Genomic DNA, 21,038 nt, shown 5'->3' on the forward strand with positions numbered 1-21,038 from the left:
TCGCCCCCGTTCCCGGCTACCCCGTGCCGGCGTCCCGGCGGAGCCGGACGTGGGCCACCGCCCGGGACGGGGCGAACTCCACGCTGGACCAGCCCTCGAGCGCGTCGCCGAGCTCACCGAACAGCCGCTCGCCGTCCCCGAGCAGCACCGGGACGACAGCCACGTGCAGTTCGTCGAGCAGACCGGCCAAGAGGTACTGCCGGATCGTGGACGCGCCGCCACCGAGCCGGACGTGCCGGTCGCCGGCCGCGGCCCGGGCGCGGTCGAGCGCGGCCTCGATCCCGTCGGTCACGCAGTGGGAGGTCGTTCCGCCGGCCATCGGGACGCTGTCGCGGGCGTGGTGGGTGAGGACGAAGACGTCGTGGTGGAAGGGCGGTCCTCGCCCCACCAGCCGGTCACTCCTCGTCGCTCCACGGGCCGCGAACGGGGCCGAACACGTTGCGGCCCATGATCGTGGCGCCGATGTCCTGGTCGCCGAGGGCGCGGAACCGGCGGTCGACCTCCGTGGCGTCGGGGGAGAAGATCCAGTCGTGCAGGCGCTCGCCGCCGATCCCGAGCGGGTCGGCGGGGCTCTGCGCGGGGCCGGCGGCGTAGCCGTCGAGGGACACGGAGAGGTCGTGCACGCGCAGCTCGGTCACGGAGGACAGACCGGGTCGGGTGGTGGAACTCATCCGCGTCTCCGCGTCCTCCTGCCGGGAGCGCGTTGGCTGCCGGGCCCGGCGGTCCCGTACACTCGCTGTCCTGGGGCAGGTGGCCCCGCCACCGGCGTGCCCCGGATCCCCTGCGGGGCCCGGTGTCGCCCGGGGCGGGCATCCGGTCCCGGCCTCCTAGGGGTGTAGCTCAATTGGCAGAGCAGCGGTCTCCAAAACCGCAGGCTGCAGGTTCAAGTCCTGTCACCCCTGCCCGTGCCGCCGGCCGTCCCGCCGGCGACGTGCACGACCCGCAGGACAGCACCGACCCGGACAGACGGCCCGAGAGCAGCGGCCACCACCACCGACTGAGCGAGGCGCAGTGAGCGACGAGAAGCCGGCACGCGAGGACGACCCTCGCGCCGCCTCCGACGCCGACCTCACCGACGAGCAGCTCGACGCCGAGGCGCCGGGCGTCGACGACGCGGCCGAGCTCGAGGCCGCCGAGGCCGCGGTCGCCGCCGAGGCCGAGGCCGACGAGGACAAGGTCGTGGCCGCACCGGCCCGTCGACGCGGTGGCCGGATCACCGCCGGCGACGACGAGGACGACGACGAGCCGGTGGCCTCGCGCACCCGGCGTCCCGCCCGGGAGCGCACCGCGGCCCGCCCGGCCGGCCGGACCACCGACGGCAGCGGCACGCGCTCGCGCGCCGCGGCGGAGAAGGCCCGCGCCGAGGAGGTCCGCCAGCGCCGCAGCCTGCGCCGGTTCCTCCGCGAGGTCGTCGCCGAGCTGCGCAAGGTCATCTGGCCGGGCCGGCGTGAGCTCATCACCTACACGACCGTCGTCATCGTCTTCGTGGCCTTCATGGTCGCACTGGTGGCCGGCCTGGACCTCCTCTTCAGCGCGGGTGTGCTCGCCGTCTTCGGCTGAGCCCGTCCCCGCGCCTGCACGCCACCGACAAGGAAGAGACACCTGTGACCGACCCCCGCGAGCCCTTCGACACCGACAGCGCCGTCGAGGAGATCGATCTCGACGACGACCGCTTCGACGTGCGCGGCAGCGCGGACCTGGAGACGGGCGCCGGTGAGACCGGCGCCGCCGAGGGCTCCACCGACACCGCCGACCAGGACGCGCTCACCGGCGTGGCCGACGCGATCCCCGAGGTCGAGGACGGCGACGTCGACAGCCTGGTCTCCGACCCGCTCACCGAGCCGGCGCCGTCGTCGGACGTGGAGCCGGAGGAGGACGAGGACCCGGTCGAGGCGCTGCGCAAGGCGCTGCGGATCGCCCCCGGCGACTGGTACGTCGTGCACTCCTACGCGGGCTACGAGAACAAGGTGAAGACCAACCTCGAGTCCCGCATCCAGTCGCTGGACATGGAGGACTACATCTACCAGATCGAGGTGCCCACCGAGGAGGTCACCGAGATCAAGAACGGCAAGCGCACGCAGGTCAACCGCAAGGTCTTCCCCGGCTACCTGCTGGTCCGGATGGAGCTCAACGACGAGTCGTGGGGCGCGGTGCGCAACACCCCCGGCGTCACCGGCTTCGTGGGCGCCACCTCCCGGCCCTCGCCGCTGACCCTCGACGAGGTCGCCAAGATCCTCGCCCCGGCGACGACGCCGCAGGCGGCCAAGGCCACCGAGGCGCAGGCCGCCACCGCGGCCGCCCCGACCGCCGTCGTCGACTTCGAGGTCGGCGAGTCGGTCACCGTCATGGACGGGCCGTTCGCCACGCTGCCCGCCACGATCAACGAGATCAACGCCGAGCAGCAGAAGCTCCAGGTGCTCGTCTCGATCTTCGGCCGGGAGACGCCGGTCGAGCTCTCGTTCAGCCAGGTCCAGAAGATCTGAGCAACGGCTCCGCTGGTCCCCGACCCTCGCTCCGCTGGGGCCGGGGCCCTGCACAGGGGCCGCACCGTTCCATCCCGTCACCAAGAAGGAAGTCATGCCCCCCAGGAAGCGGTTGACCGCGGTCATCAAGCTCCAGATCAACGCCGGTGCGGCCACGCCCGCCCCGCCCGTGGGTCCGGCGCTCGGCCAGCACGGCGTCAACATCATGGAGTTCTGCAAGGCGTACAACGCCGCCACGGAGTCGCAGCGCGGCAACGTGATCCCGGTCGAGATCTCGGTCTACGAGGACCGCTCGTTCACCTTCGTCACCAAGACCCCGCCGGCGGCGCGCATGCTGCTCAAGGCCGCCGGTGTCGAGAAGGGTTCCGGCGAGCCGCACAAGACCAAGGTCGCCACCGTCACCCGCGACCAGGTCCGCGAGATCGCCCAGACCAAGATGGCCGACCTCAACGCCAACTCGCTCGACGAGGCCGAGAAGATCATCGCCGGGACCGCCCGGTCGATGGGCATCACCGTTCAGTAACGGCCCTCTCCCGGGTCCCGCCCCGAGCTCCCGAGGGGTGGGGAGGAGAGGGTCCTCCACGTGGGAGGGCCACGCCAGGCCCGTTCACCACACGACTCCCGGCCGCGTGCCGGGGGAGAGGACACACCATGGCGAAGCACGGCAAGAAGTTCCGCGAGGCGGCCGCGAAGGTCGACCGCGAGCAGCTGTACACCCCGCTGCAGGCGGCCACCCTGGCCAAGGAGACGTCGCCGACGTCCTACGACGCCACCGTCGAGGTGGCCATGCGGCTGGGTGTCGACCCCCGCAAGGCCGACCAGATGGTCCGCGGCACGGTCAACCTGCCGCACGGCACCGGCAAGACCGCTCGCGTCATCGTCTTCGCGACCGGTGACAAGGCCGCCGAGGCCGAGGCCGCCGGCGCCGACGTCGTCGGCTCCGACGACCTGATCGAGCGCATCCAGGGCGGCTTCCTGGACTTCGACGCGGCGATCGCCACCCCCGACCAGATGGCCAAGGTCGGCCGGATCGCCCGCATCCTCGGCCCCCGCGGCCTGATGCCGAACCCGAAGACCGGCACCGTGACCCCCGACGTCACCAAGGCCGTCAACGACATCAAGGGCGGGAAGATCAACTTCCGCGTCGACAAGCAGGCCAACCTGCACCTGGTCATCGGCAAGACCTCGTTCGACCAGACCAAGCTGGTGGAGAACTACGCCGCGGCGCTGGACGAGGTGCTGCGGGCCAAGCCGGCCGCGGCCAAGGGCCGGTACCTGAAGAAGGTCACCGTCTCCACGACGATGGGCCCGGGCATCCCGGTCGACCCGAACCGCACCCGCAACCTGACGGTGGACGAGCCCACCTCCTGAACCCAGGAGCGGGCCGCCCGGAGGCCCCGTCGCGCAGGAGCGCGGCGGGGCCTCCGTCGTTCCTCGGTCCTCTCGGCGCCCCGTCCGGCGGTGTGCCCCGACGCGCGGTGCGGAGCCGGATCCCCCCGGGGCACCCGCGCGACGTCGCCCGGGCAGCCGCTGCGCCGTCCAGGGGACAGGGTCCGTCGACCGCGGAACCGGGCGGTCACCGCCGCGCGCGATCCATCGCGTACTCTTGGCGGCGTTCCCCCCAAGACCGTTGGTCGTCGCACGTCCGCGTGCGATCGAAGGTCCCGGATCCCGGGCGACCCGCGCAGGAGGACGGTTCGATCGATGGACGCCGTGCGTCCGTCCCTCGCCCCGTGCGCCCTGCGCCGGGGCGTTCCTCGTCTCCGGGGCCGACTCGATCGCCCGCAGTCGTGCCGCGTCCGGTGGTCGCCCGACAGACGAGAGGAGGCCCATGCCCACGCAGGCGAAGGCCGCGGTGATCGACGAGATCACCGAGCGGTTCCAGTCGTCCAGCGCGGCGGTGCTCACCGAGTACCGCGGGCTGACCGTGGCCCAGCTGACCCAGCTGCGCCGTTCCCTCGGTGAGGGCAGCAGCTACGCCGTCGTCAAGAACACCCTGACGAAGCGCGCCGCGGAGCAGGTCGGCTTCGCCGACCTCGCCCCGCTGCTCAACGGGCCCACCGCGATCGCCTTCATCGAGGGCGACCCGGTGACCGCGGCCAAGGCCATCCGTGACTTCGCGCGCGCCAACCCGCTGCTCGTCGTCAAGGGCGGCGTGGTCGAGGGCCGCACCGTCGGCGCCGGTGAGGTCACCGCCCTCGCCGACGTCGAGCCGCGCGAGGTCCTGCTCGCCAAGCTGGCCGGCGCGATGAAGGGCAACCTCACCAAGGCCGCGGGTCTTTTCCAGGCCCCGCTGTCCCAGGTCGCCCGCCTCGCCGCCGCGCTGCAGGAGAAGAAGGAGTCCGCCGAGGGCTCCGCTGCTCCGGCCGCCGGCGACGACGCTGCTGCTGCTGACACCACCCCGGCCGCCCAGGCCACCGATGACACCGCTGCCGCCGCGGACGCCGCGGCCAGCACCGACTGACCCAAGGAGACACCATGGCCAAGCTGTCCACTGACGAGCTGCTCGACGCCTTCAAGGAGATGACCCTCCTGGAGCTGTCGGACTTCGTGAAGCAGTTCGAGGAGACCTTCGAGGTCACCGCTGCTGCCCCCGTCGCCGTCGCGGCCGCCCCGGCCGCCGGTGGCGGCGCTGCCGCCGAGGAGACCGTCGAGCAGGACGAGTTCGACGTCATCCTCGAGAGCGCCGGCGACAAGAAGATCCAGGTCATCAAGGAGGTGCGCGGCCTGACCTCGCTCGGCCTCAAGGAGGCCAAGGACCTGGTCGACGGCGCGCCGAAGCCGGTCCTGGAGAAGGTCGCCAAGGACGCCGCGGAGAAGGCCAAGGCCGCCCTCGAGGGCGCCGGCGCCACCGTCACGGTCAAGTGACCCCCCACCCGGCGCTCGCCGGGTGAGCACCACCTCGCACGACCCGCAGGGGCCGTCCTCTTCCCGGAGGGCGGCCCCTGCGGCGTGTCCGGCCGCCCCCGCGGCGTGTCCGAGTGCCGCCTCCGGCCGGAAAATCGCGGCGTGGCTGCTGACCGGAGGCCGTCCGACTGGCATCATCAACTCGTCGTCATGGAGAGGGCCCCTCGGACCCCGCCGGTCGGCTGCCCTTTCCGGGATGTGTGTCCGGTCGCACGGACCCCCCCGACGTGGACAGCCCGCCCGAGCAGGGGTAGGGTTCTCTGTTGCGCTGCCCCCTGACTGCCTGCCCGCTACCGACGGGTCACCAGTGGTGCCCGGGACCCGTCCCGGGACACCCGGTGGACCCTCCTGGTGCAGGACGACGCGGACAGCCCCGCCATTAACGACGACGACCCAGGACGAACAAGCACCCACCGCCCGCACGTCGTGAGGTCCTTGGAAGGACGCATCTTGGCAGGCTCTCGCCCCACCAGCATCAACCCCGGCACCACCGAGTCAGGTACCACCCAGAACACCCCGCAGGCCCCCCAGTCCGGCCCCCGCACCGGCGAGGCCGACCAGCAGAAGATCCCCGGCGCGCCGCTGCGGGTCTCGTTCGCCAAGATCTCCGAGCCCCTCGAGGTGCCGGACCTGCTGGCCCTGCAGACCGCCTCCTTCGACTGGCTCATCGGCAGCCCCGAGTGGCGGGCGACGCTCTCGCCCGAGGAGCAGGCCGACGCCGTCGGCGGCCTCGCCGAGATCCTCGAGGAGATCTCGCCGATCGAGGACTTCAGCGGCTCGATGTCGCTGTCCTTCTCCAACCCGCGCTTCGAGGACGTCAAGGCGTCCCTCGAGGAGTGCAAGGACAAGGACATGACCTACGCGGCGCCGCTGTTCGTCACCGCCGAGTTCATGAACAACACCACCGGCGAGATCAAGAGCCAGACGGTGTTCATGGGCGACTTCCCGATCATGACGAGCAAGGGCACGTTCGTCATCAACGGGACCGAGCGCGTCGTCGTCTCGCAGCTGGTCCGCAGCCCGGGCGTCTACTTCGACAAGACCCTGGACAAGACGTCGGACAAGGACGTCTTCAGCGCCAAGGTCATCCCCAGCCGGGGCGCGTGGCTGGAGTTCGACGTCGACAAGCGCGACACCGTCGGCGTCCGGATCGACCGCAAGCGCCGCCAGCCGGTCACCGTCCTGCTCAAGGCCCTGGGCTGGACAGAGGACCGCATCCGCGAGCACTTCCAGTGGTCGCCCACGGTCCTGGCCACCCTCGAGAAGGACCACATCCCCGGTCAGGACGAGGCCCTGCTCGACATCTACCGCAAGCTGCGGCCGGGCGAGCCGCCGACGCGCGAGTCGGCGCAGGCGCTGCTGGAGAACCTGTTCTTCAACTCCAAGCGCTACGACCTGGCCAAGGTGGGCCGGTACAAGGTCAACAAGAAGCTCGGCGTCGCGGTGCCGCAGAGCACGCTGACGCTGACCGAGGACGACATCGTCGCCACGATCGAGTACGTCGTCCGGCTGCACGCCGGCGAGCCGGACCACGGCGTCGACGACATCGACCACTTCGGCAACCGTCGCCTGCGCACCGTCGGCGAGCTGATCCAGAACCAGATCCGGGTCGGCCTCTCCCGCATGGAGCGCGTCGTCCGCGAGCGGATGACGACCCAGGACGTCGAGGCGATCACGCCGCAGACCCTGATCAACATCCGGCCGGTCGTCGCCTCCATCAAGGAGTTCTTCGGCACCAGCCAGCTGTCCCAGTTCATGGACCAGACCAACCCGCTCGCGGGCCTGACCCACAAGCGCCGCCTCTCGGCGCTGGGTCCGGGCGGTCTGTCGCGTGAGCGGGCCGGCATGGAGGTCCGCGACGTCCACCCGAGCCACTACGGCCGGATGTGCCCGATCGAGACGCCGGAAGGCCCGAACATCGGCCTGATCGGATCGCTGTCGGCTTACGGGCGGGTCAACGCGTTCGGCTTCATCGAGACGCCGTACCGCCGCGTCAACAACGGTGTGGTCAGCGAGTCGATCGACTACCTGACCGCCGACGAGGAGGACCGCTTCGTCGTCGCCCAGGCCAACTCGCCGCTGGACGCCGCCGGCCGGTTCGCCGAGGACCGCGTCCTGGTCCGCACCAAGGGCGGTGAGGTCGACTACCTCGTCCCCGAGAACGTCGACTACATGGACGTCTCGCCGCGGCAGATGACCTCGGTCGCGACGGCGATGATCCCGTTCCTCGAGCACGACGACGCCAACCGCGCGCTCATGGGCGCCAACATGCAGCGTCAGGCCGTCCCGTTGCTGCGCAGCGAGGCGCCGCTGGTCGGCACCGGCATGGAGCTGCGTGCCGCCGTCGACGCCGGCGACGTCGTGGTGGCCGAGAAGGCCGGTGTGGTCGAGGACTCCACCGCCGACTACGTCACCGTCATGGCCGACGACGGCACCCGGCAGACCTACCGGCTGCTGAAGTTCCGCCGCTCGAACCAGGGGACGTCGATCAACCAGTCCCCGGTCGTCGAGGAGGGCCAGCGGGTCGAGGTCGGCCAGGTCATCGCCGACGGTCCGTGCACCGACCAGGGCGAGATGGCGCTGGGCAAGAACCTGCTCGTCGCCTTCATGCCGTGGGAGGGCCACAACTACGAGGACGCGATCATCCTGTCGCAGCGCCTCGTGCAGGACGACGTCCTGTCCTCGATCCACATCGAGGAGTTCGAGGTCGACGCCCGCGACACCAAGCTGGGCGCCGAGGAGATCACCCGGGACATCCCGAACGTCTCCGAGGAGGTCCTCGCCGACCTCGACGAGCGCGGCATCATCCGCATCGGTGCCGAGGTCGTCCCCGGCGACATCCTCGTCGGCAAGGTCACGCCCAAGGGCGAGACCGAGCTGACCCCCGAGGAGCGGCTGCTGCGGGCGATCTTCGGTGAGAAGGCCCGCGAGGTCCGCGACACCAGCCTCAAGGTCAAGCACGGTGAGTCCGGCAAGGTCATCGGCGTCCGCGTGTTCTCGCGCGAGGACGGCGACGAGCTGCCCGCCGGCGTCAACGAGCTGATCCGGGTCTACGTCGCCCAGATGCGCAAGATCTCCGACGGTGACAAGCTCGCCGGCCGCCACGGCAACAAGGGCGTCATCGCGAAGATCCTGCCGCAGGAGGACATGCCGTTCCTCGAGGACGGCACCCCGGTGGACATCGTCCTCAACCCGCTCGGCGTGCCGGGCCGGATGAACGTCGGCCAGGTCCTGGAGACCCACCTCGGGTGGGTCGCCAAGCAGGGCTGGCAGGTCGAGGGCACCCCGGACTGGGCGAAGAACCTGCCCGAGGCCGCGAAGTCGGCGGCCCCCGGGACCCGGACCGCGACGCCGGTGTTCGACGGCGCCAAGGAGGAGGAGATCGTCGGCCTGCTGGGCTCGACGACCCCGAACCGCGACGGCAACCGCATGGTCGAGCCGACCGGCAAGGCGCGGCTGTTCGACGGCCGTTCCGGCGAGCCGTTCCCGGAGCCGATCTCGGTGGGCTACGTCTACATCCTGAAGCTGCTGCACCTGGTCGACGACAAGATCCACGCCCGGTCGACCGGCCCCTACTCGATGATCACGCAGCAGCCGCTGGGTGGTAAGGCGCAGTTCGGTGGCCAGCGCTTCGGTGAGATGGAGTGCTGGGCGATGCAGGCCTACGGCGCGGCCTACGCGCTGCAGGAGCTGCTCACCATCAAGTCCGACGACATCCTGGGCCGCGTCAAGGTCTACGAGGCGATCGTCAAGGGCGAGAACATCCCCGAGCCGGGCATCCCGGAGTCGTTCAAGGTGTTGCTCAAGGAGCTGCAGTCGCTCTGCCTGAACGTGGAGGTCCTCTCCGGCGACGGTCAGGCGATCGAGCTGCGCGACACCGACGACGAGGTCTTCCGGGCCGCGGAGGAGCTGGGCATCGACCTGTCCCGCCGCGAGCCCTCCAGCGTCGAGGACGTGTGATGTTCCGCGCCGGGTCTCTCCCCGCGAACTCCGAGGGACCCGGCGCGGCCACAAAGCCAACGACAAAGAAGAAAAGCATCACTAGCCCCGGAAAGGGGTCCACTCAGTGCTCGACGTCAACTTCTTCGACGAGTTGCGCATCGGTCTGGCCACCGGCGACGACATCCGCCAGTGGTCGCACGGTGAGGTGAAGAAGCCCGAGACCATCAACTACCGGACACTGCGTCCGGAGAAGGATGGCCTCTTCTGCGAGAAGATCTTCGGTCCCACCCGGGACTGGGAGTGCTACTGCGGCAAGTACAAGCGGGTCCGGTTCAAGGGCATCATCTGTGAGCGCTGCGGCGTCGAGGTGACCCGGGCCAAGGTCCGCCGCGAGCGGATGGGCCACATCGAGCTGGCCGCTCCGGTCACCCACATCTGGTTCTTCAAGGGCGTGCCCTCGCGCCTGGGCTACCTGCTCGACCTGGCGCCCAAGGACCTCGAGAAGATCATCTACTTCGCCGCCTACCTGATCACCTCGGTCGACGACGAGACCCGCCACCGCGACCTCCCGACCATCGAGGCCGAGATCAGCGCGGAGAAGCACAACCTGGAGTCCCGCCGGGACGCCGACGTGGAGGCCCGCCAGCAGAAGCTGGAGGCCGACCTCGCCGAGCTCGAGGCCGAGGGCGCCAAGTCCGACGTCCGCCGCAAGGTGCGCGAGGGCGGCGAGCGCGAGATGCGCCAGCTGCGCGACCGTTCCCAGCGGGAGATCGACCGCCTCGAGGAGGTGCTCGACACCTTCCGCAAGCTGGAGGTCAAGCAGCTCATCGCCGACGAGGGCCTCTACCGCGAGCTGCGCGACCGCTTCGGTGAGTACTTCGAGGGCGGCATGGGCGCCGCGGCGCTGCAGAAGCTGCTCGCCGACTTCGACCTCGACGCCGAGGCCACCTCGCTGCGCGAGACGATCCGCACCGGCAAGGGCCAGCGCAAGCTGCGGGCCCTCAAGCGGCTGAAGGTCGTCGCGGCGTTCCAGCAGACCCGCAACTCGCCCATGGGCATGGTGCTGGACTGCGTCCCGGTCATCCCGCCGGACCTGCGCCCGATGGTGCAGCTCGACGGTGGCCGCTTCGCCACCAGCGACATGAACGACCTGTACCGCCGGGTGATCAACCGGAACAACCGGTTGAAGCGGCTGCTGGACCTCGGCGCGCCCGAGATCATCGTGAACAACGAGAAGCGGATGCTCCAGGAGTCCGTGGACGCGCTGTTCGACAACGGCCGTCGCGGCCGGCCGGTCACCGGCCCGGGCAACCGTCCCCTGAAGTCCCTGAGCGACCTGCTCAAGGGCAAGCAGGGCCGGTTCCGCCAGAACCTGCTCGGCAAGCGCGTCGACTACTCCGGCCGTTCGGTCATCGTCGTCGGCCCGCAGCTCAAGCTGCACCAGTGCGGCCTGCCCAAGCAGATGGCGCTCGAGCTGTTCAAGCCGTTCGTCATGAAGCGGCTGGTCGACCTCAACCACGCGCAGAACATCAAGTCCGCGAAGCGGATGGTGGAGCGCGCCCGTCCCGTCGTCTGGGACGTGCTGGAGGAGGTCATCACCGAGCACCCGGTGCTGCTGAACCGCGCGCCGACGCTGCACCGCCTGGGCATCCAGGCCTTCGAGCCGCAGCTGGTCGAGGGCAAGGCCATCCAGATCCACCCGCTGGTCTGCACCGCGTTCAACGCCGACTTCGACGGTGACCAGATGGCGGTGCACCTGCCGCTGTCGGCCGAGGCGCAGGCCGAGGCGCGGATCCTGATGCTGTCGTCGAACAACATCCTGTCGCCGGCCGACGGCCGCCCGATCACCGCGCCGACCCAGGACATGGTGCTGGGCCTCTACCACCTGACCACTCTGGTGGCCAGCCCGCTGGAGGCCGACGGCGGCCAGCCGCGGTCGTTCTCGTCCACGGCCGAGGCGATCATGGCCTACGACCAGGGCGGTCTCGGGCTGCAGGAGCGGGCCTGGATCCGCCTCGACGAGGTCTTCGGCGTCGACAACGGCACGGTGAACGAGCCGTGGGAGCAGCCGGAGGACTGGACGCCGGGCACCCCCGCCCGCGTGCTGACCAGCCTGGGCCGGGTGCTGTTCAACGAGGCCCTGCCCGAGGACTACCGGTTCGTCAACTACCAGGTGCCGAAGAAGGAGCTCGGGGCGATCGTCAACGACCTCGCCGAGCGCTACCCCAAGGTGCAGGTCGCGGCGACGCTGGACGCGCTCAAGTCCGCCGGGTTCCACTGGGCCACCCGCGCGGGGATCACGATCGCCATCGACGACGTGGTCACCCCGCCGGCCAAGCAGGAGATCCTGGACCGGCACGAGGCCGAGGCCCGGCAGATCGAGAAGCAGTACGAGCGCGGTGTCATCACCGACACCGAGCGTCGTGGAGAGCTCATCGAGATCTGGACCCGCGCGCGGGCCGAGGTCAGCCAGGCGATGGTGGACAACTTCCCGACCACCAACCCGGTCTGGGTCATGGTCAACTCGGGCGCCCGAGGCAACATGATGCAGATCAGCCAGATCGCCGGTATGCGTGGTCTGGTCGCCAACCCGAAGGGCGAGATCATCCCGCGGCCGATCAAGGCCAACTTCCGGGAGGGTCTGTCGGTGCTGGAGTACTTCATCTCCACGCACGGTGCCCGCAAGGGTCTGGCCGACACCGCGCTGCGTACCGCTGACTCGGGCTACCTCACCCGCCGGCTGGTCGACGTCTCCCAGGACGTCATCATCCGCGAGGAGGACTGCGGCACCGACCGCGGCGTGATCATGCCGATCGCGACCGTCGTGAACGGCACGCTGACCCGGGACGCGCACGTCGAGACCAGCGTCTACGCCCGTGCCCTGGCCGCCGACGTGGTGGCCGAGGACGGCACGCTGATCGCGCAGGCCAACCAGGACCTGGGCGACGTGCTCATCGCCGCGCTGGTCGAGGCGGGGGTCGCGGAGGTCAAGGTCCGCTGCGTCCTGACCTGCGAGTCGCTGCTCGGCACCTGCGCCACCTGCTACGGCCGGTCGCTCGCGACCGGCAAGCTGGTGGACGTCGGCGAGGCGGTCGGCATCATCGCCGCCCAGTCCATCGGTGAGCCCGGCACCCAGCTGACGATGCGCACCTTCCACACCGGTGGTGTCGCGGGTGAGGACATCACCCACGGCCTGCCGCGTGTGGTGGAGCTCTTCGAGGCCCGCGTCCCCAAGGGCAAGGCCCCGATCGCCGAGCTGGCCGGCACCGTGCGCATCGAGGACGGCGAGCAGTTCCGCAAGCTCACCATCACCCCGGACGACGGCTCGGACGAGGTCGTCTACGACAAGCTGTCGCGCCGGTCGCGGCTGCGGGTCGAGGACGGCGCGCACGTCGAGGTCGGCGAGCAGCTCACCGAAGGTGCGGTCGACCCGCACGAGGTGCTGCGGATCATGGGCCCGCGCGAGGTGCAGCTGCACCTGGTCCGCGAGGTCCAGGAGGTCTACCGCAGCCAGGGCGTGTCGATCCACGACAAGCACATCGAGGTGATCATCCGCCAGATGCTCAAGCGGGTGACCATCATCGACTCGGGTGCGACGGAGTTCCTGCCCGGTGCGCTGGTCGAGCGGACGCTGTTCGAGACCGAGAACCGTCGGGTGGTCGCCGAGGGCAGCGAGCCGGCCTCGGCCCGCCCGGTGCTCATGGGCATCACCAAGGCCTCGCTCGCGACCGAGTCGTGGCTGTCGGCCGCCTCCTTCCAGGAGACGACCAAGGTGCTCACCGACGCGGCGATCCAGGGCAAGAGCGACAGCCTGCTCGGTCTCAAGGAGAACGTGATCATCGGGAAGCTGATCCCGGCCGGTACCGGCATCAGCCGCTACCGGAACATCACGGTCGAGCCGACCGAGGAGGCCCGCGCCGCCGTCTACACCATGGCCGGCTACGACGACGGGCAGTACTACAGCCCCGACGTCTTCGGTCAGGGCACCGGCGAGGCCGTGCGCCTCGAGGAGTACGACTGGCGGGGCTGAACCCCCGGTAGTGCCTGAGGAGGGCCCCGTGGACCATCAGGTCCGCGGGGCCCTTCCGCGTCCCCGTGGCGGACTTCCGGCGCGGACGGTCCGGCTTCAGGACTCTCGGCGCCGAGAGTCCGGTGACGAAACGGTGTCGGAAGGCGACGGGATCAGGACGCCAGGCGCTTCATCGTCTCCACCGTGCGTAGCCGGCTCGTCCGGTCGTCGGCGAGCGGCTGGAGCATCAGCGTCGTGACGCCGGCCTCGCGGAAGGCGGCGATCCGCTCGGCCACGTAGGACTCCGGACCGATCAGCGACGTCGCCCGCGCCAGCTCCTCCGGGACGGCGGCCGCCGCCTCGTCCTTCTTGCCCGACAGGTAGAGGTCCTGGATCAGCTCGGCCTCGGCCTCGTAGCCGTAGCGCCGCGCGTGGTCGTTGTAGAAGTTCTTGCCCCGCGCCCCCATGCCGCCGATGTACAGCGCCAGCTGGGGCCGGACGGCGTCCACCAGGTGGTCGACGTCATCGCCGATCGCCACCGGCACGCCCACCACGATCGCGAGGTCGCCCAGCTGCGGGTCGCGCCGGGCCTTCCCGGCCGCCAGGGAGTCGCCCCACACCCGCGCGGCCTTCTCGGGCACGAAGAAGATCGGCTCCCACGCGTCGGCGATCTCCGCGGCCAGCTCCACGTTCTTGGGCCCGATCGCCGCGAGCAGCACCGGGATCCGGTCGCGCACCGGGGTGTTGATCAGCTTGAGCGGCTTGCCGAGGCCGGTGCCCTGCTCCGGCGGCAGCGGGATCGTGTACTTCGGGCCGTCGTGCACCAGCCGCTCCCGCCGCCAGACCTGCCGGCAGACCTCCACGACCTCGCGGGTGCGCTGCAGCGGGGCGTCGTAGGGGACGCCGTGCCAGCCCTCGATCACCTGCGGGCCCGAGGCGCCCAGGCCGAGGGTGAACCGGCCGTCGGAGACGTAGTCCAGCCCGGCCGCGGTCATCGCCGTCAGGGCGGGGGTGCGGCTGTAGATGGGGAAGATCCCGCTCATCAGCTGGACGCGCTCGGTAACGGCGGCCAGGTAGCCCAGCTGGCTCACCGCGTCGAAGGTGTAGACCTCCGCGACCATCGCGAGGTCGAGCCCCGCGGACTCGAGGTCGCGGATCTCCGCGGCGGTCTCCCGGAACCCACCGCTGTAGCTGGCCTGGATGCCGATGCGCACGTCCACTCCTCTGGTCGACGGCGCCACCGTCGGCGCCGGGCCCGACCGTATCGGCAGGAGCGGAGCGGCCCGAGGGTGCTCAGAGGGGACGGACGACGCCCACGACCTCGGTGACCACGCGGACGCCGTCGACGTCGCCGGGCACCCGAGTGGCCGCGTGCGCGTCGGCCAGGTCGACCTTCACCACGTACCCGCTCTCCCGGCGGGCCAGCCCGACCCCGACCACGTCCGGATCGGCGGCCAGCCGCGCGCTGAGGGCGCTCTTGGCGGCTCGGGCGGACGCGCGGTCGGTCATGCACCCATGGTGCCCCCGATCAGGCCGGCGCGACAGTAGCCGGACCCTGCCCCCCCACCCCTCGCAGGCTCGGGGCGGGGCCCTGCAGGGGGCCACCGTCCTCCTCCCCACCCCTCGTCGGCTCGGGGCGGGGCCGCTGGACGGCGCCGGCAGCTCAGGAGGCCACCCACTGCAGGCCCAGGACGTCGAGCACGGTGGCCAGCGGGTTGGCGAAGGTGACGCCACCGCCGGCCCGCCCGCCGGTCTCGCTGCCGGCGAAGAGCAGCCCCAGGGGCGTGCGGTCGCTGCTCCGCCAGATCACCGAGCCGCTGTCCCCGCCGGCGCTGAACCCGGCGGTCGCGCCGTCGATCTCCACCTGGTCGTCGAAGGTGTGGACGACGTCGCCGTACTGCACCGCCACCCCGTCGACCTCGACGGCGCTGATCCGGCCCCGCGTGTGCCCGGTCGTGCGGCCCACCTTCTCGACCGGCTCGTCGGGCTCCACGTCGTCGACCGCCAGCACCTCGTCGGACAGCGGACCGCCGGGGAACCGCCCGGGCTCGACCGGCACCTCGGCGTCCAGGACCGCGACGGCGGCGTCCACCAGGTTGGCCCGGCCGTCGGCGAGGAAGGCCTCGAAGGCGGCCAGCGTGGCGACCCGGTCGTCGTCGACGCCACCGTCGGCCGGACCCGGCTGCAGCACCGGGGCCCCGATCGCGGCGTCGCCGCTCGCGGCCAGGACGTGGCTGTTGGACAGCAGGGCCAGGCGGCCACCGACCCGGACGAAGCCACCCAGCGTCCCCGCGGTCACCGCCCCGTGCCCGACGGAGAGCCCCGGGTGCAGCGGCCGGGTGCCCTGCTGCAGCTGCTCGGGGGTGGGGGAGGAGAGGGCCCGGACGACGCCGATGACGCGCACGTCGATCTCCTCCAGGACGGCGTCGTCCAGGCCGGCCAGCAGGACGTCGACGTCGTCCTTGATCGCCAGGCGGATCGCCAGGTGCGCCTGGCCGGGACCGATCGGCGCCAGGCCGAGCGCGGGGCGCACCCAGCCGCCGGGTCCGAGGTCGCTGGCCGTGACGGGACCGGTGGCCTCGGCCAGCCGGGCCGACAGGTGGGCCTTGAGCTCGCGGGCGAGGTCGACGTGCACGGAGTCCTCCGGTGGCGGGATGTGGGCGTCCTGCGACCGACCGTAGGGCCGGGGTACGACAGCCGCGCGGTGTCCGGGTGACCGGGCGCCTCCGGGGTGTCGCGGACGACAGCCGTCCCGGTCGCCGTCCGCCCCGGTACAGTCGCCGCCACCGCCGGGCCGGCCCGCCGGGGTCCTCCCCCCGGGAATACCCCGGCTCCAGGGGCGTTGACCTGGCCGTACGCGCCCGGCGCGTGAGGCTGACCACCGCGTGTCGACATGTGGCGGACCCGGCTTTGACCGGCTTCGGGCACGCGGGTATCGTGGTCAGCCGTGCCCAGGGTGCCCTGGGCCTGCTCCCGTTCGCGGTGCGCCTGCCGACAGGTGGTGGCGCCGAGTCGCGGGGGGCGACCGATCCGGTTTGAAGCGCCGGCCGGTTCCTGGCGAGGGCGACACGCCCGACCGCGGGGACCGGTGGTGATCCACGGCCGGGAACGGGTACGACCCCAGCAGGACCGGCACCCCGGGCACGACCGAGCAGAGCACCGTCCACAAGCACGACCCAGCGCAGGTAGGAGATCCAGGCCACCCATGCCCACGATCAACCAGCTGGTCCGCAAGGGCCGCGAGGACAAGGTCGAGAAGACCAAGACCCCGGCGCTGAAGGGCTCCCCTCAGCGTCGCGGCGTGTGCACCCGCGTGTACACGACGACGCCGAAGAAGCCGAACTCGGCGCTGCGCAAGGTCGCTCGCGTCCGCCTCACGAGTGGCATCGAGGTCACCGCCTACATCCCGGGCGTCGGCCACAACCTGCAGGAGCACTCGATGGTGCTCGTGCGCGGCGGCCGCGTGAAGGACCTCCCCGGCGTGCGCTACAAGATCATCCGTGGCTCGCTGGACACCCAGGGTGTCCGCAACCGCAAGCAGGCTCGCAGCCGGTACGGCGCGAAGAAGGAGAAGAGCTAATGCCGCGCAAGGGCCCCGCGCCGCGTCGCCCGCTGGTAGCCGACCCGGTGTACCAGTCGCCGCTGGTCACCCAGCTGGTCAACAAGGTGCTCGTCGACGGCAAGCGCTCGGTCGCCGAGGCGATCGTCTACGGCGCCCTCGAGGGTGCCCGCGCCAAGACCGACACCGACCCGGTGGTCACGCTCAAGCGGGCGCTGGACAACGTCAAGCCGGCCCTCGAGGTCCGCAGCCGCCGCGTCGGTGGCGCGACCTACCAGGTCCCGGTCGAGGTCCGCGCCTCGCGGAGCACCACCCTGGGCCTGCGCTGGCTGATCCAGTACAGCCGGGCACGGCGTGAGAAGACGATGACCGAGCGCCTCATGAACGAGCTGCTCGACGCGAGCAACGGCCTCGGTGCCGCGGTGAAGCGCCGCGAGGACACCCACAAGATGGCCGAGTCGAACAAGGCATTCGCGCACTACCGCTGGTGAGCGCGCCCCGCCGGTGAGAGCCGGCACCCGCGGCCGGCGGGAAGTCCGGGCCACCCCCGGACACCCGCACGCGGACCCGAACGAGGAGGAGTAGGAGATGGCCAAGAAGGCCGAGCTCGCCAAGACCCGCAACATCGGGATCATGGCGCACATCGACGCCGGCAAGACCACGACGACGGAGCGCATCCTCTTCTACACCGGTATCAACTACAAGATCGGTGAGGTCCACGACGGCGCGGCCACGATGGACTGGATGGAGCAGGAGCAGGAGCGCGGCATCACCATCACGTCCGCCGCGACGAAGTGCTCCTGGAACGGCCACGACATCAACATCATCGACACCCCGGGTCACGTCGACTTCACCGTCGAGGTGGAGCGGTCCCTGCGGGTGCTCGACGGTGCCGTCGCCGTCTACGACGGTGTCGCCGGCGTCGAGCCGCAGACCGAGCAGGTGTGGCGGCAGGCCGAGAAGTACGGCGTCCCGCGCATGTGCTTCGTCAACAAGCTCGACCGCACCGGTGCGAACTTCTTCCGCTGCGTCGACATGATGGTCGAGCGGCTGGGTGCCAACCCGCTGGTGCTGCAGATCCCGATCGGTGCCGAGGCCGACTTCATCGGCGTCGTGGACCTGGTCCAGATGAAGGCCCTCACCTGGCGCGGCGAGACCAAGCTCGGTGAGGACTACGCGGTCGAGGACATCCCGGCCGAGCTCGCCGACAAGGCCGACGAGTACCGCGAGAAGCTGCTCGAGGGCATCGCGGACTTCGACGACTCGATCATGGAGTCCTACCTCGGCGGCGAGGAGATCTCGGTCGCCACCATCAAGGCCGCGATCCGCAAGGCCACCATCGCCGGCCAGGTCAACCCGGTCGTCACCGGTTCCGCGTTCAAGAACAAGGGCGTGCAGCCCATGCTCGACGCGGTCATCGACTACCTGCCCAGCCCGCTGGACATCGAGGCGATCGTCGGCACCGCGCTCGACGGCGAGACCGAGGTCCTGCGGCACGCCGACGAGGACGAGCCGTTCTCGGCGCTGGCCTTCAAGATCCAGACCGACCAGCACCTCGGCAAGCTGACCTACATCCGCGTGTACTCCGGCAAGCTGGACGCCGGGTCCCCGGTGCTGAACAGCACCAAGGACCGCAAGGAGCGGGTCGGCAAGATCTACCAGATGCACGCCAACAAGCGCGAGGAGCGCCAGGGCGTGGGTGCCGGCGAGATCGTCGCCGTCAACGGCATGAAGCAGACGACGACGGGTGACACCCTCAGCGACCCGCAGAAGCCGGTCATCCTGGAGTCGATGAGCTTCCCGGCCCCCGTCATCTCGGTGGCCATCGAGCCGAAGACCAAGAGCGACCAGGAGAAGCTGGGCACGGCCATCCAGAAGCTGGCCGAGGAGGACCCGACCTTCCAGGTCCGCCTCGACGAGGAGACCGGCCAGACGGTCATCTCCGGCATGGGCGAGCTGCACCTGGAGATCCTCGTCGACCGCATGCGCCGCGAGTTCAACGTCGAGGCCAACGTCGGCAAGCCGCAGGTGGCCTATCGCGAGACCATCCGCAAGGCGGTCGAGCGGTACGACTACACGCACAAGAAGCAGACCGGTGGCTCCGGCCAGTTCGCGAAGGTGCAGATCGCGCTCGAGCCGCTGCCGATGGCAGCCGACTCCGCGACCTACGAGTTCGAGAACAAGGTCACCGGTGGTCGCATCCCGCGGGAGTACATCCCCTCGGTGGACGCGGGCATGCAGGACGCCATGCAGTACGGCGTCCTCGCCGGCTACCCGATCGTCGGGGTCAAGGCCACGCTGCTCGACGGCCAGTACCACGAGGTCGACTCCTCGGAGATGGCCTTCAAGATCGCCGGCTCGATGGCCTTCAAGGAGGCCGCCCGCAAGGCCAGCCCGGCCCTGCTCGAGCCGCTCATGGCCGTCGAGGTCGTCACCCCGGAGGAGAACATGGGTGACGTCATCGGCGACCTGAACTCCCGGCGCGGGACCATCCAGGCGATGGAGGAGCGCTCCGGCGCCCGCGTCGTCCGGGCCCTGGTCCCGCTCTCGGAGATGTTCGGCTACGTGGGCGACCTGCGCAGCCGCACCCAGGGGCGGGCGAGCTACACCATGGTGTTCGACTCGTACGCCGAGGTCCCGCAGAACGTGGCCAAGGAGATCATCGCGAAGGTGACGGGCGAATGAGCATCGCAGGGCCGTCCACGGCCCGAGGAGCGGAGTTCGTCCGGAGCCGAGCCATGGACATCGCCAAGGTCACCGGCGAGTAAGCCCGGCGGCGGGCCCGAGCCCGCCGGCAACCCAGCACGCCCACCCCAGAGCACGCGCACGACTGCGAAGACACGGAGAGAGGATCCCAGTGGCCAAGGCCAAGTTCGAGCGGACCAAGCCGCACGTCAACATCGGCACCATCGGGCACATCGACCACGGCAAGACGACGCTGACCGCGGCGATCACCAAGGTGCTGCACGACAAGTACCCGGACCTCAACGAGGCGTCGGCCTTCGACCAGATCGACAAGGCGCCCGAGGAGAAGGCCCGCGGCATCACGATCTCGATCGCCCACGTCGAGTACCAGACCGAGAACCGGCACTACGCGCACGTCGACTGCCCCGGTCACGCGGACTACATCAAGAACATGATCACCGGTGCCGCGCAGATGGACGGCGCCATCCTGGTGGTCGCCGCGACCGACGGCCCGATGCCGCAGACCAAGGAGCACGTGCTCCTGGCCCGCCAGGTCGGCGTCCCCTACATCGTCGTGGCGCTCAACAAGGCCGACATGGTCGACGACGAGGAGATCCTCGAGCTCGTCGAGCTGGAGGTCCGTGAGCTGCTGTCCGAGTACGAGTTCCCGGGCGACGACGTCCCCGTGGTCCGCGTCTCGGCGCTGAAGGCCCTCGAGGGCGACGCCGAGTGGGGCAACAAGCTCATGGAGCTCATGGACGCGGTCGACACCGCGATCCCCGAGCCCGAGCGTGAGATCGACAAGCCGTTCCTCATGCCCGTCGAGGACGTCTTCACCATCACCGGTCGCGGCACCGTCGTCACCGGTCGCGTGGAGCGCGGCATCGTCAAGGTGTCCGAGGAGATCGAGATCGTCGGCATCCGCCCGACCTCGACCAAGACGACCGTCACCGGTGTCGAGATGTTCCGCAAGCTGCTCGACCAGGGCCAGGCCGGCGACAACGTCGGGCTGCTGCTGCGCGGCATCAAGCGTGAGGACGTCGAGCGCGGCCAGGTCGTCGTGAAGCCGGGCTCGATCACCCCGCACACGAACTTCGAGGGCTCGGTCTACATCCTCTCGAAGGACGAGGGTGGCCGTCACACGCCCTTCTTCAACAACTACCGCCCGCAGTTCTACTTCCGGACCACGGACGTCACGGGCGTCGTGACCCTGCCGGCCGGCACCGAGATGGTCATGCCGGGCGACAACACCGAGATGACGGTCGAGCTGATCCAGCCGATCGCCATGGAGGAGGGCCTGCGGTTCGCCATCCGTGAGGGTGGCCGTACCGTCGGCGCTGGTCGCGTCACCAAGATCGTCAAGTAACACCCCCTGACGGGCGGCGGCGCGACCCTGCGCCGCCGCCCGTCCCCGGGTGGTCGTGCCTGTGTGCACTGCCACCCATCCCGCTGG

At 70.6% G+C, this 21,038-nt stretch carries 17 protein-coding genes and 1 tRNA gene; 13 read left to right on the plus strand and 5 right to left on the minus strand.

Going from position 1 to position 21,038, the window contains the following annotated elements; translation table 11 throughout:
- Window positions 1-16: 16 nt before the first annotated feature.
- Both MY520_RS13225 and MY520_RS13230 read right to left on the minus strand, forming a co-directional pair.
- Window positions 17-388, minus strand: a complete 372-nt coding sequence (locus tag MY520_RS13225) for a dihydrofolate reductase family protein (protein WP_436692570.1) — start codon at window positions 386-388, stop codon at window positions 17-19.
- Window positions 389-395: 7 nt separating this feature from the next.
- On the minus strand, window positions 396-671 hold the full coding sequence (locus MY520_RS13230) for a hypothetical protein (protein ID WP_436692571.1): 276 nt from the start codon (window positions 669-671) through the stop codon (window positions 396-398).
- A gap of 158 nt (window positions 672-829) precedes the next feature.
- Here MY520_RS13230 and MY520_RS13235 point away from each other — a divergent pair.
- The 9 genes from MY520_RS13235 to MY520_RS13275 all read left to right on the plus strand — a co-directional run bounded on the left by MY520_RS13235 (window position 830) and on the right by MY520_RS13275 (window position 13,362).
- Window positions 830-902 (plus strand) — tRNA-Trp (locus MY520_RS13235).
- 109 nt (window positions 903-1,011) lie between these two features.
- Window positions 1,012-1,560, plus strand: a complete 549-nt coding sequence (gene secE, locus MY520_RS13240; protein WP_436692572.1) for a preprotein translocase subunit SecE — start codon at window positions 1,012-1,014, stop codon at window positions 1,558-1,560.
- Between the two features lie 44 nt (window positions 1,561-1,604).
- A complete protein-coding gene (gene nusG / locus MY520_RS13245; RefSeq protein ID WP_436692573.1) occupies window positions 1,605-2,483 on the plus strand; it encodes a transcription termination/antitermination protein NusG in 879 nt (292 codons plus the stop codon).
- Between the two features lie 94 nt (window positions 2,484-2,577).
- A complete protein-coding gene (gene rplK, locus MY520_RS13250; RefSeq protein ID WP_012950499.1) occupies window positions 2,578-3,006 on the plus strand; it encodes a 50S ribosomal protein L11 in 429 nt (142 codons plus the stop codon).
- Window positions 3,007-3,134: 128 nt separating this feature from the next.
- Window positions 3,135-3,854: a 50S ribosomal protein L1 gene (rplA, locus tag MY520_RS13255; RefSeq protein ID WP_436692574.1), complete on the plus strand. Its 720-nt coding sequence runs from the start codon at window positions 3,135-3,137 to the stop codon at window positions 3,852-3,854.
- A gap of 460 nt (window positions 3,855-4,314) precedes the next feature.
- Window positions 4,315-4,947, plus strand: a complete 633-nt coding sequence (gene rplJ / locus MY520_RS13260) for a 50S ribosomal protein L10 (RefSeq protein ID WP_436692575.1) — start codon at window positions 4,315-4,317, stop codon at window positions 4,945-4,947.
- A 14-nt stretch (window positions 4,948-4,961) separates the two neighbouring features.
- Window positions 4,962-5,351, plus strand: a complete 390-nt coding sequence (gene rplL / locus MY520_RS13265) for a 50S ribosomal protein L7/L12 (protein ID WP_436692576.1) — start codon at window positions 4,962-4,964, stop codon at window positions 5,349-5,351.
- A 489-nt stretch (window positions 5,352-5,840) separates the two neighbouring features.
- Window positions 5,841-9,350, plus strand: coding sequence for a DNA-directed RNA polymerase subunit beta (gene rpoB, locus MY520_RS13270; RefSeq protein ID WP_436692577.1), 3,510 nt, complete (start codon window positions 5,841-5,843; stop codon window positions 9,348-9,350).
- 106 nt (window positions 9,351-9,456) lie between these two features.
- On the plus strand, window positions 9,457-13,362 hold the full coding sequence (locus tag MY520_RS13275; RefSeq protein ID WP_436692578.1) for a DNA-directed RNA polymerase subunit beta': 3,906 nt from the start codon (window positions 9,457-9,459) through the stop codon (window positions 13,360-13,362).
- Window positions 13,363-13,514: 152 nt separating this feature from the next.
- Here MY520_RS13275 and MY520_RS13280 read toward each other — a convergent pair whose 3' ends face one another.
- From MY520_RS13280 to MY520_RS13290, 3 genes are all read right to left on the minus strand, one after another.
- Entirely contained in the window at window positions 13,515-14,555 is a 1,041-nt protein-coding gene (locus MY520_RS13280) for an LLM class F420-dependent oxidoreductase (protein ID WP_436692579.1), read from the minus strand.
- 79 nt (window positions 14,556-14,634) lie between these two features.
- Window positions 14,635-14,850, minus strand: a complete 216-nt coding sequence (locus tag MY520_RS13285) for a hypothetical protein (RefSeq protein WP_436692580.1) — start codon at window positions 14,848-14,850, stop codon at window positions 14,635-14,637.
- Window positions 14,851-15,004: 154 nt separating this feature from the next.
- Window positions 15,005-15,976, minus strand: coding sequence for a hypothetical protein (locus tag MY520_RS13290; RefSeq protein WP_436692581.1), 972 nt, complete (start codon window positions 15,974-15,976; stop codon window positions 15,005-15,007).
- A 570-nt stretch (window positions 15,977-16,546) separates the two neighbouring features.
- Here MY520_RS13290 and rpsL point away from each other — a divergent pair.
- From rpsL to tuf, 4 genes are all read left to right on the plus strand, one after another.
- Entirely contained in the window at window positions 16,547-16,921 is a 375-nt protein-coding gene (rpsL, locus tag MY520_RS13295; protein ID WP_012950487.1) for a 30S ribosomal protein S12, read from the plus strand.
- Entirely contained in the window at window positions 16,921-17,391 is a 471-nt protein-coding gene (rpsG, locus tag MY520_RS13300; RefSeq protein ID WP_073421335.1) for a 30S ribosomal protein S7, read from the plus strand. The genes rpsL and rpsG overlap by 1 nt, the downstream gene beginning before the upstream one ends.
- 97 nt (window positions 17,392-17,488) lie before the next feature.
- Complete coding sequence (fusA, locus tag MY520_RS13305; protein WP_436692582.1) at window positions 17,489-19,585, plus strand: elongation factor G; 2,097 nt, start codon at window positions 17,489-17,491, stop codon at window positions 19,583-19,585.
- A gap of 172 nt (window positions 19,586-19,757) precedes the next feature.
- Entirely contained in the window at window positions 19,758-20,951 is a 1,194-nt protein-coding gene (tuf, locus tag MY520_RS13310; RefSeq protein ID WP_436692583.1) for an elongation factor Tu, read from the plus strand.
- Window positions 20,952-21,038 lie beyond the last annotated feature (87 nt).

This window comes from Geodermatophilus sp. CPCC 205506, from assembly GCF_051383635.1.
Taxonomy (GTDB): domain Bacteria; phylum Actinomycetota; class Actinomycetes; order Mycobacteriales; family Geodermatophilaceae; genus Geodermatophilus.